The following is a 12,712-nucleotide window of genomic DNA, read 5'->3' as shown; positions in this document are numbered from 1 at the left end:
AAGGAGTGAAATATACATATGTATAATATATTAGTTGTTGATGATGAAAAAGAAATAACAGATGCTATAGAAGTTTATTTGAAAAACCAAAATTATAATGTCTTTAAGGCATATGATGGAAAACAAGCATTAGAAATTTTTGAAAAAGAAGAAATTCATCTAATCATAATGGATATTATGATGCCAAGGCTAGATGGTACAAGTGCTACCATTAAAATAAGAGAAAAAAGTACAGTTCCTATCATTATGCTTTCTGCAAAGTCAGAGGATATGGATAAAATATGGGGACTTAATATTGGTGCAGATGATTATGTTACAAAACCTTTTAATCCAATGGAATTGTTAGCAAGAATTAATTCTAATCTTAGAAGGTATACAAGCTATTCAAATACTGTAACACAAAAAGAAAATGTCATAAGAATAGATGGGATTGAATTAAATGATGAAAGTAAAGAAGTTTTAGTAGATGGTGAATCAGTAAAATTAACACCTCTTGAATATAAAATTCTTTATTTACTTATGAGCCATTCCAATAGGGTATTTTCTATAGAGGAAATATATGAAATGGTATGGAAAGAACCAGCATATAACCCAGATACAGTTACAGTACATATAAGAAGGATTAGAGAAAAAATTGAAATTAATCCTAAAGAACCAAAATATTTAAAGGTGGTGTGGGGAATTGGATACAAATTTGAAAAATAATATAAAGGATGATAAAAATAAAATTATGTCATCAGCTTTTATGACTGTACTTATGATATTCATATTTTCAGTGATTTCAGTAGGAAGTTATGCACCTATCAAAAATCTTGTGATTAATACGGAAAAAAGCACAAAAGCTTATATAGAAAGTGATAACTTTATTTTTACATTAAGAGGATTAACTGATTACTTAAAAAAATCAAAAATTCAAGAGGATAGTTGGGATAATACTGGATATGAAGACTTAAAAAGCATTAAATATTACATTACCAATAAGGATAAAACTATTAAAGTAACCAATATACCAGATGATGAAGAAAGTAAATTGCAAGAGATAATCAATAAAAGTCGGTTTTATGCACATATACAAACTGATGAAAAAGGTAATGCTAAAGTAGATAGTTTATCAAAATATAAATTTAATAAATCTGAATTTATACGAAGGTTAGAAATAAGTGATGAATACAAAGCAGATTATGCCAATCTAGATATTACATATATTATTCCAATGGATTTATCTCCTTATAATGATATGTTTACCTATAAAATAAAAGATTTTAATATTACGTCATGTTGCGTATTGATTTTAGTAATAGGAGCTTTAAGTTTGCTTATCCTAACTATAATAGCTTTTTCTATACCTTATTCTGTACAAAGCAAAATATCTATTTGCAGGCTTTTTAATAAAATGTTTTTAGAACTCAAGGGAATTACATGGATTGCAGCTATTAGTGTTTTATTTACAGTTCTAAATGAACTTAGTTATAGAGTTTATTCAGAGTTTAACATTATAAATATTATTTGTGATGCTAATATGTATTTTTATATTATAGGAATTTTAACAACCTTTGTATTATATTTACTTGTTTATTTAAGTATTATTTATATTAAATATATTTATCATACAGGATTTAAAAAAGGTTTTATTCAAAATAGTGCTTTATTTAGAATATGTTCTTGTATTTTTAGAAAAATAAAAACAATCTTTAAAAAAATATTAAGTATAGATGTAACAAAGGATGTTTATAAAGAAATGGTTAAAATATTAGGGATTAATTTAATCATATTATGGGTTGTTGCATTATTTGGAGCTTTTGGAGTGATTTTAGCGATTGTTTATACTATATTTTTATTTAAATATTTGTTAAAGATTATTGTTAATGTAAAAGAGTTAAATGACATTAGTATGAAGCTAGCAGATGGTGATGTTGATATTACTATTAACGAAAATATGGGGATATTTAGTCCAATATGTAAAAATCTAAACAATATCAAAGATGGATTTAAAGTGGCAGTTGACAAAGCAGTAAAAAGTCAGAAAATGAAAACAGATTTGATTTCAAATGTATCACATGATCTTAAAACTCCACTTACATCTATTATTACTTATATTGATTTATTAAAAAAACAAGATATTACAAATGAAACCAAAAAAGAATATATAGATATTATTGATAGGAAATCTAAAAGGTTAAGCGAATTGATAAAGGATTTGTTTGAGGCAAGTAAGGCTAGTAGTGGTAATATAGAATTTAATTTAGAAAAAATAGATGTAATTGCTTTATTCAGACAAACACTAGGAGAATTAGAAGAAAAAATCAATGAAAGCACACTTCAAATGAAGATGAAGCTTCCAGAAAATAAAATTATTTGTGAATTAGATGGTAAGAAGACTTATAGAATTTTTGAAAATATTATGTGTAATATATTAAAATACTCTATGCCTAACTCAAGAGTATACATAGATATTTTAGAAAATGAAAAAGAAGTAAGCTTTACATTTAAAAATATTTCAAATTATGAAATGAATTTTGATGCAGAGGAGATTACAGAGCGTTTTACAAGAGGTGATAAGTCTAGAAATACAGAAGGATCAGGACTTGGTCTTGCAATAGCTAAAAGTTTTATAGAACTTCAAAATGGAGAGTTGATAATTAATATAGATGGGGATTTGTTTAAATTGATTGTTAAATTTCAAAAAACTGAAAAAGAATAAAGGTAACATAAAGAATTTTATATTAATATCTATATAATATAAAAGCTTTTATTTAATTTAAAGTATTAAATTAAAAAGGAATTTTAAATTTTATGTTGTATTTTAAATGTAAGAGGTGATTATTTATGGAAATAAATATAAAAATACAAGATGGTGAATTATTAGAGGTATTGAAAGCTTTATTAAGTGATAACAGACAAGCAAAGATGTATTTTGAAGAAAACACAAATGAAGAATCTAGAATAGGAATGACATCACCAGAAGAGGTGAAAGAGGTATATAATAATATTTTAACACAAGCTAAGCAGCAAGGTATTTTGAGTGGATTAGATTTAATAAAATAACTTATATAGGAATAAAACTTCTTATTTAAGAATTTAAGAAGTTTTATTCTTAAAAATTTTAATTAAAATAATGTGATTGGAAGTTTACCGTCTATAGCTAACAACAATCTTTTTTCTACTGCATACCAGTTTATAAGTTTCCACCATTTGTTTACATATTCGCTGCGCTTATACTGATAATCAAGATAATATGCATGTTCCCATATATCCACAACGAGTATAGGAATACTGCCCCATTCCGTAAGATTTTGGTGCTTCTCAGCAGTTAAAATTTCTAATCGTCTCCATGTAGGGTTCCATGATAAAATACCCCAACCAGAAGCTTCCACTTTTATTGCAGCTTTAATTAATTGTTCTTTAAAAGCTTCAAAATTTCCAAAAGAATTACTAATTTGTTGCATTGTATAAAATTTAGGTTGTCCGCAGCAGCCAATTGGAGCCATTATAGACCAGTAAATGCTGTGAAGTATGTGTCCGGAGCCATTAAAAGCTAATTCTCTTTCTAAAAATTTTATAAGTTCAAAATCGTTATTTTTACGTGCTTTAACTAATTCAAGTTCTGACTTATTTAAGTTGTTTACATATGATTTATGATGTTTATCATGATGGTATTTTAAAGTTGTTGAGCTGATTATTGGCTCAAGTGCATTATAAGGATAAGGTAATGGTGGCAATTGATGTTTGCCAAGTGTAATTGGTGCTGAAAACATATTAAACCTCCTGAGAATATACTTAATAAGTTTTATAACTTTATTTTATTCAAAATCAATCATAATGGTTAAGAATTTTGGAACTTAACAAGCTCTATTTTTGATATAAATATATTACTTGAAAATAATAATTCATGTTAGAAATATTATTATATTAATTGTATAATAATGCAATATAAATATAAAATATATATTGATAATATTGAATTGAAATTTACGTATTATAGGATTTTACATAGTTAGAATTTTAAATGGGAAATTAGAGTTTTTGCGAATGGCGTATTAAAATTATAGTCAATTAAATTTTGTGAGAGGAGTATAGTTTTTGGTTTTTAAGTGTAATAGTCAAATTTATTTATCAAGTATATTTATAAGTTTTTCTGCATCAATAATAGCATTGTTAATTTTTATTAATATAAAATTTATGATGAATTTAAGTGTGTTTTTTTGTTCATTAATTTTTATCGTAACTTTTTTTATAGTGAAAAATATTTTAGAGTTAAAAGTAATAATACAAGATAATTACATATGTATATATGATAAATCTGATAAAAAACTTATAAATATAGATGATATATTCAATATTGATATAAAGTATGTGGATAACTTTGAATGTAGAGGGAAATATATGATTTTAAGAAATTATAGAAGACATTTATTGTGTAATATTTGTGTTGATTTTTTTTCTTCATGTGATTTGGATAAGATGGTCAATGTAATAAAAGAGTGTAATAAATATATAATAATAAATGACTATACAAGATAATGCAAAAGATTACAATTGAAATAAATAACAAAAAATGTATTGTTATATTATGGATTTGAAAAATATAAAAAAATCTTTATAATAGCTATGTAGAGACAAATTAAAAAAGGAGAGATACTAATGGGAAAAGCATTTCAGATTTTATTAATAGTTTTAGGTGGAATACAGATACTTTTATCAACACAAATGGAGAAAGTTGTAAGAAATAAATATCGTTCTGGGGAAGTAAAAGATGTTGAAGGGCTAGTAAAATGGGAAAGAATTTATAGCATTGTAATGGGAGTGTTTATAGCGCTTTTTGGTGCATCAGGTCTTGTTGAAGGCTATGAAAAATATAGTAGCATATTGATATATATAGTAATTGCGGCTATGGTTATTGGATCGATTGGAAAAAGAAGATATATAAAAAAATAAAAATAATTTACAAAAAACTATTGTAATATTATACATAATTTATTATAATGTTACTTAATTTATTAAAAACAAAATATGATATTAAGAAGTTCGGATGAAGGTAGCGGGAGAGAGATGGTTTTCCATCCACCGAAGGGGTTAATCTTTCAGGTAGCTATAGTGGTAGCAAAAGACCGTTATCGGACGAGCCTCTGGAGAGATCTGCGTTTTGCAGGCACCGAAGGAGCAAAGCAGAATATAAAATTCTGCCGAAACTCTCAGGTAAAAGGACAGAGGATTGAGTTATTCACACAATAATTCTATCCTCCTCCTGTCCGAGTTAGTAATTACATTAAATCAATAGGAGGATGATAACATGTCAAATCTATTAACACTATTCAAAAGCATCGATAACGTGGTGTGGGGACCACCACTACTAATCTTACTAGTAGGTACAGGTATTTATCTGACTTTAAGATTAGGACTTTTACAAATCTTTAAATTACCATTAGCATTAAAATATTTGTTTTCAAAGGATCATGAAGCTGAAGCAGAAGGTGATGTGTCAAGTTTTGCTGCACTTTGTACTGCATTGTCAGCAACTATAGGTACAGGTAATATTGTTGGTGTAGCTACAGCTATAAAAGCTGGAGGACCAGGTGCTTTATTCTGGATGTGGATAGCTGCATTTTTTGGAATGGCTACAAAGTATTCAGAAGGATTACTTGCAGTAAAATATAGAACAGTAGATAAAAATGGCCAAATGTCAGGAGGACCAATGTATTATATAGAAAAAGGTCTAGGAAACAAATGGCTTGCAAAGATGTTTGCTGTTTTTGGTATAGGAGTTGCATTCTTTGGAATTGGTACTTTTGCTCAGGTAAATGCAATAAAAGAGGTAGCTAAAGATTCTTTCAATATGCCAATAGTAGCTACAGCAGTAATATTAACAGTATTAGTAAGTCTTGTAACTATTGGAGGAATAAAGAGTATAGCTGGTGTTGCGGAACGTACAGTACCGTTTATGGCTGTGTTTTATGTCGTAGGTTCAATTATGATTTTAGTAGCTAATGCTAGTTTGATTCCACAAACAATTATGTTAGTAATTAAAAGTGCATTTACCCCTACAGCAGCAGCAGGTGGATTTCTGGGTGCTACAGTTATGAAAGCAATTCAAAGTGGTGTAGCAAGAGGTGTTTTCTCAAATGAATCAGGTCTTGGTAGTGCACCAATTGCAGCAGCTGCGGCAAAGACAAAATCATGTGTTCGTCAAGGACTTATATCAATGACAGGTACTTTCTTTGATACTATAGTAGTTTGTACTATGACAGGTCTTGTGTTGATATTAACAGGAGCTTGGAATTCAAATCTTGAAGGTGCAAATATGACAAGTGCAGCGTTTAAGGGTGGTTTATCAATTCCAATGATAGGTCAAATGATTGTAACAATAGGACTTATATTCTTTGCATTTACAACTATACTTGGATGGAATTATTATGGTGAAAGATGTACGGAATACTTATTTGGAATTAAAGGAATAAAACCATATAAGGTTATTTATATAATACTAGTTGCATCAGGTTCATTCTTAAAACTCGAATTAATTTGGGTTATTGCAGATATAGTAAATGGGTTAATGGCAATACCAAACTTAATTGCATTACTTGGATTAAGTGGAGTTGTAGTGGCTGAAACTAGAAAATATTTTAAGATTTTAGAGGAAGAAAAAATAGGAAGAGTTGAATCAATTAAAGGATAAGAGAATAATCACTAATATAAAAACACACTATTGTTCGTTTTAGCACGAACGATAGTGTGTTTTTGCGTTTTATAATAATAATATATACGAATGTTTTTTAAAAAAAACACAATAATGTATTGACTTGCTGTATATCCAGTGATACTATTATCTCATAAGATATTCGTATAAGGAGGTCTACTAATGAAGGTAGCAATTATCTTTGGAAGTAAATCAGATATTAGCAAAATGAAGGGTGCAGCTGATATATTAAAGGAATTTAATATTGAATATAAAGCTTTTGTATTATCAGCTCATAGAGTACCTGAAAAACTATCGGAAGTTATAGATAATGTAGAAAATGAAGGCTATGAATGTATAATAGCTGGTGCAGGACTTGCAGCGCATCTTCCAGGAGTCATCGCATCTCAAACAATTTTACCTGTTATAGGGGTACCAATCAACGCAGCATTAGACGGATATGACTCGCTTTTATCAATGGTGCAAATGCCAAAGCCAATTCCAGTAGCAGTAGTAGGTATAAATAATAGTTTTAATGCAGGGATGTTAGCGATTCAAATTTTATCTTTAAAATATCCAGAATTGAAAGAATGTTTAATAAAATATAGAAGCGATATGAAAGAAAAATTTATAAATGAAAATTCTGAGGGGGTTGAAATATAATGGATAGAAATATGTTATATGAAGGAAAAGCAAAAAAAGTATATGAAGGTGACGATGAAAGTCATGTAATAATTTATTATAAGGATGATGCAACTGCTTTTAATGGCGTTAAAAAATCACAAATAAGTAATAAAGGAATTTTAAATAATAGTATTACATCAATGATATTTGAGCTTCTTCATGAGCATGGCATAAAAACTCATTTTGAGAAGAAACTAAATGAAAGAGAGCAGCTTTGTAAGAAGGTTGAAATAGTTCCACTTGAAGTTATAGTTAGAAATACTGCAGCAGGAAGTATGGCAAAAAGACTTGGAATTGAAGAAGGAATGGAATTAAAAACACCAGTTTTTGAAATATCATATAAGAACGATGAACTAGGAGATCCACTAATAAATGATTATCATGCTGTTGCACTTGGAATTACAACTTTTGAAGAATTAAAAAATATATATGATGTTACAGCAAAAATAAACGAAATATTAAAAAAATTCTTTATAAAACAGAATATAAAGCTTATAGATTTTAAAATAGAATTTGGAAGATTTAATGGTGAAGTAATCTTAGCTGACGAAATATCACCAGATACATGTAGATTTTGGGATGCTGTTACAAATGAAAAATTGGATAAGGATAGATTCAGAAGAGATTTGGGAGACGTAGAAGAAGCGTATGTTGAAATACTTAAAAGAATTGATAATGCTCAATTGACAATTGATAATTAGGAAGTTGAGGGATAAAATCTATGAATAATGATGCTGTGATATTGGAAAAAGAAATTGAATGTGATAAGTTTAAAGAAGAATGTGGAGTGTTTGGAATATATTCCAAGTCTAAGTTGGATGTAGCTGCATTAACTTACTATGGATTATATGCTCTACAGCATAGAGGTCAGGAAAGTGCAGGTATAGTTGTTTCAGATGGTAGAAATCATAATTGCTATAAAGATATGGGATTAGTATCAGATGTTTTTAATGAAGATATACTACAAGAAATGAAAGGGGAGGCAGCTATAGGGCATGTTAGATATTCTACTACAGGTGATAGTAAAGCTTCCAATGCTCAGCCTATTTCAAGTAAATTCAAACTTGGAGATATTTCTATAGCACATAATGGAAATCTTGTTAATGCAGGTGTAATAAGGGAACTTTTAGAGGACGCAGGGGTTTTATTTCAAACATCAATTGATTCAGAAGTTATACTAAATTTAATAGCAAGAAAAGCTAAAAAAGGTATAGAATCGGCTGTGGTTGATGCTATTCAAGCGGTTAAGGGTTCTTATGCAATAGTTATATTAACAAATGATAAATTAATAGGAGTTAGAGATCCGAATGGTATAAGACCTATGTGTATTGGGAAAATTGGAGAAGATTATATTTTATGTTCTGAAAGCTGTGCGTTAGATGCAGTAGGAGCTGAATTCGTTAGAGATGTTAAACCAGGAGAAATTGTGATTGTAGATGCTAATGGACTTAAATCAATACAATTTGCAGAAAGAACTAAGTGTATGACTTGTGCATTTGAATATATTTATTTTGCAAGACCTGATAGTGTTATAGATGGGATTAATGTTTATAGTTCAAGAGTATTAGCTGGAGAACAGCTTTATAAAGAGGCACCAGTAGAAGCTGATATAGTTGTAGGGGTTCCGGACTCAGGAATACCGGCAGCAGTTGGATATGCAAAAGCTTCAGGAATTCCTTATGGAATAGGTCTTATAAAAAACAAATATGTAGGAAGAACTTTTATATCTCCTTCACAAAAAATGAGGGAAAAAGCAGTTTCAGTAAAACTTAATGCTTTAAAGATAAATGTAGAAGGTAAAAGGGTTGTACTTGTAGATGATTCAATTGTAAGGGGTACAACTAGCAGAAGATTAGTTGAAATCCTAAAAAAAGCAGGTGCGAAGGAAGTTCATTTTAGAGTATCATCTCCAGTTGTAAAATATCCATGCTACTTTGGAATTGATACGCCATATAGAAAAGAATTAATTGGATCTCAAATGGAAGTTAAGGAAATAAATGAATTAATAGGTTCAGATACTCTTGGATATCTAAGTATAGATGGACTTTTAAATGTGTTAAAAGGAAACAAAGGATTTTGTCTTGGTTGTTTTAATGGAGAATATCCAATATCGGCTCCAATTGAAAATTCAAAGGATTATTTAGAAAGGTAGTGAACAACATGGCAACTTATAAGGACGCAGGGGTAAATATTGAAGAAGGATATAAAGCAGTTAAACTAATGAAGGAATATGCAGGAAACACATTTAATGCAGGAGTGCTTAATAATTTAGGAAGTTTTGCAGGAATGTATGAACTTCCTAAGTTTAAAAATCCTGTTCTTGTATCCGGTACGGATGGAGTTGGAACTAAATTAAAAGTAGCCTTTGATATGGAAAAATATGATACAGTGGGTATAGATTGTGTTGCAATGTGTGTAAATGATATATTATGCCACGGAGCAAAACCACTGTTTTTCCTGGATTATATTGCTTGCGGAAAGCTTGATGCAGAAAAAGCAGCGGATTTAGTAAAGGGAGTCAGTGAAGGATGTATGCAAGCTGGTTGTGCTCTTATTGGAGGAGAAACAGCCGAAATGCCTGGTTTTTATAAAACGGGAGAATATGATATAGCTGGTTTTGGTGTAGGAATTGTTGAAAAGGATGAAATAATAGATGGAAGTAAAATAAGTGTAGGGGATGTCCTTATAGGAATTGAATCTTCAGGAATTCACAGTAATGGATATTCTTTAGTTAGAAAATTGATTACTGATTTAAATAAGGATTTTGATGAAAAGAAAATTGGAGATGTAATATTAACTCCTACAAAGATATATGCGAAGATAGTTTTGAATTTAATAAAAGAATATAAAATTAAAGGAATGGCTCATATAACTGGAGGGGGATTTTATGAAAATATTCCTAGAATGTTTAAAGATGATTTTAAAGCCGTTATAAATAAAAACAGTTTTGAAATTCCTCCTATTTTTAAATATATGATGAGCTTAGGAGTAGAAGAAGAACATATGTTTAATACTTTTAATATGGGAATAGGGTATGTGGTATGTGTAAGTAAAGAAGATGCTGAAGATGTTATTAAATCAATAGAAAGTTTGGGCAGTAAAGCGTATAAAATAGGATGCGTAGAAGCTGGAGGCAAAGGTGTATGCTTAAAATAGCAGTTCTTATATCAGGAGGAGGAACTAACCTTCAATCAATAATTGACAGTATAGAAAATAATTATTTGAATTGTTGTATAGAGTGTGTAATTTGTGATAAAGCGGGGGCTTTTGGAATAGATAGAGCTAAAAAACATGATATTAAAACTTTTGTAATTGATAAAAAAGAGCATGGGGTTGCTCTTTCAGATAAAATATTAGAAATTGTGAATGAAAAGGTAGATTTAATAGTTTTAGCAGGATTTTTATCCATATTAAAAGGTGATATTTTAAAAAGATTTCACAATAAGATAATAAATATTCATCCGTCTTTAATACCATCTTTTTGTGGAAAGGGTATGTATGGAATAAAGGTTCATGAGAGAGCATTAGAATATGGAGTGAAAATTACAGGATGTACTGTTCATTTTGTAGATGAAGGTACAGATACGGGAAGTATAATAATTCAAAAAGCTGTTAAAGTTTTAGAAGATGATACTCCAGAAACCCTTCAAAAAAGGGTGCTTGAGCAGGAGCATAAAGCTCTTTCAGAAGCTATAAAGCTTATTTCAGAAGGAAGAGTTAAAATTGAAGGAAGAAAAATAAAAATAGTCTAAGAATAAGTTAAGAGTGGAGGAAATATCATGATTAAAAGAGCATTGATAAGTGTGTTTAATAAAGAAGGAATACTAGAACTTGCAAAGTTTTTAATAGATAGAGATGTAGAAATAATATCTACAGGGGGAACATTCAGACACTTAAAAGAAAATGGAATACCAGTTACAGAGGTTAACGAGGTTACTGGTTTTGATGAAATATTAGATGGAAGAGTTAAAACACTTCATCCAGTTATACATGGTGGTATTCTTGCTGTAAGAGAAAATGAAGAGCATATGAAGGTTATAGAAGAAAAAAATATAAAACCAATTGATATGGTAGTTGTAAATTTATATCCTTTCTTTGAAAAGGTAAAAGAAGATTTAGAATTTGATGAAAAAATAGAATTTATAGATATTGGTGGTCCAACTATGATTAGATCATCAGCGAAAAATTTTAAAGATGTTATAGTTCTTACAGATACAAAGGATTATGATAATGTAATGGAACAGATAAAAGAGAATGAAGATGTAGACTATAGAACAAGAAAACATCTTGCAGGTAAGGTGTTTAATTTAATGGCAGCTTATGATGGAGCTATAAGCAGTTTCCTTTTAGAAGAAGAGGAATATCCTAATTATTTAGATTTTTCATATAAGAAATCTATGGATTTAAGATATGGTGAAAATTCTCATCAAACTGCTGCTTATTATACTGCTACAAATGGAAAAGGTGCAATTAATAATTTTGAACAGCTGAACGGAAAACAGCTTTCATATAACAACATAAAAGATATGGATATAGCATGGAAAACAGTATGGGAATTTGATGAGATAGCTTGCTGTGGACTTAAGCATAATACACCATGTGGAGTTGCTATTGGAAATGATATTAGAGAAGCTTACATAAAAGCATATTCCTGTGATCCAATTTCAATTTTTGGAGGAATTGCAGCTTGTAATAGAAAAGTTACAAAGGAAGCAGCAGAAGAAATGGTGAAAATATTCTTGGAAATAGTTATAGCACCTGAGTTTGATGATGACGCACTTGAAGTGTTAAAAACTAAGAAGAATTTAAGAGTTATAAAATGTGCTGTTAAGCCAGAAGATGAATTCAATATTGCTAAAGTAGATGGCGGAATTTTGGTAATGAGTGAAGATGATAAATTTGCTGATAAAATCGAAGTTGTTACTGAAAAGCAGCCAACTGAAGGTGAAATGAAGGACATGATATTTGCAATGAAGGTTTGTAAATATGTAAAATCTAATGCTATAGTTGTAGCTAAAGACGGTATGGCTACAGGAATAGGAGCAGGTCAAGTTAATAGAATATGGGCAGCAAAACAAGCACTTGAAAGAGCAAAAGATGGATTAGTGCTTGCATCGGATGCTTTCTTCCCATTTGATGATGTAGTAAAAGAGGCTGCTGAATATGGAATTAAAGCCATAATTCAACCAGGTGGATCAATAAGAGATAAGGATTCAATAAAAGCATGTAATGAAAATGGAATATCAATGGTGTTTACAGGAATAAGACATTTTAAACACTAAAATTTAGTTAAAAATAGAAGATTAAAAATTCAGTAAAGAATAAATTTCAATATGTTTAAATTTTAAACTGTTG

Annotated in this window: 13 protein-coding genes and 1 riboswitch; of the genes, 12 read left to right on the top strand and 1 reads right to left on the bottom strand. The window is 29.4% G+C overall.

The window, feature by feature from the left end; genetic code table 11:
- Positions 1–12 precede the first annotated feature (12 nt).
- The 3 genes from OW763_RS07670 (at position 13) to OW763_RS07660 (ending at position 3,045) form a co-directional block, all read left to right on the top strand.
- The gene (locus OW763_RS07670) at positions 13–705 is read left to right on the top strand and encodes a response regulator transcription factor (RefSeq protein WP_336296886.1); all 693 of its coding nucleotides are present in this window, start codon (positions 13–15) and stop codon (positions 703–705) included.
- The gene (locus OW763_RS07665) at positions 683–2,701 is read left to right on the top strand and encodes a sensor histidine kinase (RefSeq protein WP_268040501.1); all 2,019 of its coding nucleotides are present in this window, start codon (positions 683–685) and stop codon (positions 2,699–2,701) included. The genes OW763_RS07670 and OW763_RS07665 overlap by 23 nt, the downstream gene beginning before the upstream one ends.
- 125 nt (positions 2,702–2,826) lie before the next feature.
- Positions 2,827–3,045 (top strand): hypothetical protein, encoded by a 219-nt coding sequence (locus OW763_RS07660; RefSeq protein WP_268040500.1) that lies wholly within the window; start codon positions 2,827–2,829, stop codon positions 3,043–3,045.
- A gap of 62 nt (positions 3,046–3,107) precedes the next feature.
- Here the strand turns inward: OW763_RS07660 and OW763_RS07655 are convergent, their stop codons facing one another.
- Positions 3,108–3,755, bottom strand: coding sequence for a superoxide dismutase (locus OW763_RS07655; protein ID WP_268040499.1), 648 nt, complete (start codon positions 3,753–3,755; stop codon positions 3,108–3,110).
- 325 nt (positions 3,756–4,080) lie between these two features.
- Here OW763_RS07655 and OW763_RS07650 point away from each other — a divergent pair, with 325 nt between their 5' ends.
- From OW763_RS07650 to purH, 9 genes are all read left to right on the top strand, one after another.
- Positions 4,081–4,521 carry a hypothetical protein gene (locus OW763_RS07650; protein ID WP_268040498.1) on the top strand — a complete coding sequence of 147 codons (441 nt, stop codon included), beginning with the start codon at positions 4,081–4,083 and terminating at the stop codon, positions 4,519–4,521.
- Positions 4,522–4,641: 120 nt separating this feature from the next.
- Positions 4,642–4,935, top strand: a complete 294-nt coding sequence (locus tag OW763_RS07645) for a hypothetical protein (RefSeq protein ID WP_268040497.1) — start codon at positions 4,642–4,644, stop codon at positions 4,933–4,935.
- Positions 4,936–5,116: 181 nt separating this feature from the next.
- Positions 5,117–5,218: riboswitch (glycine riboswitch) on the top strand.
- A gap of 72 nt (positions 5,219–5,290) precedes the next feature.
- Positions 5,291–6,673 carry an alanine/glycine:cation symporter family protein gene (locus tag OW763_RS07640; RefSeq protein ID WP_268040496.1) on the top strand — a complete coding sequence of 461 codons (1,383 nt, stop codon included), beginning with the start codon at positions 5,291–5,293 and terminating at the stop codon, positions 6,671–6,673.
- A gap of 183 nt (positions 6,674–6,856) precedes the next feature.
- Complete coding sequence (gene purE, locus OW763_RS07635) at positions 6,857–7,336, top strand: 5-(carboxyamino)imidazole ribonucleotide mutase (RefSeq protein WP_268040495.1); 480 nt, start codon at positions 6,857–6,859, stop codon at positions 7,334–7,336.
- The gene (gene purC / locus OW763_RS07630; RefSeq protein WP_272507344.1) at positions 7,336–8,058 is read left to right on the top strand and encodes a phosphoribosylaminoimidazolesuccinocarboxamide synthase; all 723 of its coding nucleotides are present in this window, start codon (positions 7,336–7,338) and stop codon (positions 8,056–8,058) included. The genes purE and purC overlap by 1 nt, the downstream gene beginning before the upstream one ends.
- Before the next feature lie 20 nt (positions 8,059–8,078).
- A complete protein-coding gene (gene purF / locus OW763_RS07625) occupies positions 8,079–9,509 on the top strand; it encodes an amidophosphoribosyltransferase (RefSeq protein WP_268040494.1) in 1,431 nt (476 codons plus the stop codon).
- Positions 9,510–9,517: 8 nt separating this feature from the next.
- Positions 9,518–10,513, top strand: a complete 996-nt coding sequence (gene purM / locus OW763_RS07620; RefSeq protein WP_268040493.1) for a phosphoribosylformylglycinamidine cyclo-ligase — start codon at positions 9,518–9,520, stop codon at positions 10,511–10,513.
- Positions 10,501–11,109, top strand: coding sequence for a phosphoribosylglycinamide formyltransferase (purN, locus tag OW763_RS07615; RefSeq protein WP_268040492.1), 609 nt, complete (start codon positions 10,501–10,503; stop codon positions 11,107–11,109). Before purM ends, purN begins: the two co-directional genes overlap by 13 nt.
- 27 nt (positions 11,110–11,136) lie before the next feature.
- Positions 11,137–12,639, top strand: a complete 1,503-nt coding sequence (gene purH / locus OW763_RS07610; protein ID WP_268040491.1) for a bifunctional phosphoribosylaminoimidazolecarboxamide formyltransferase/IMP cyclohydrolase — start codon at positions 11,137–11,139, stop codon at positions 12,637–12,639.
- Positions 12,640–12,712 lie beyond the last annotated feature (73 nt).

The sequence above is a fragment of the Clostridium aestuarii genome, from assembly GCF_026735135.1.
Lineage (GTDB): Bacteria > Bacillota > Clostridia > Clostridiales > Clostridiaceae > Clostridium_H > Clostridium_H aestuarii.
Note: the sequence above shows the minus strand (reverse complement) of the source record. Positions and strands in the feature narration are given on the sequence as shown.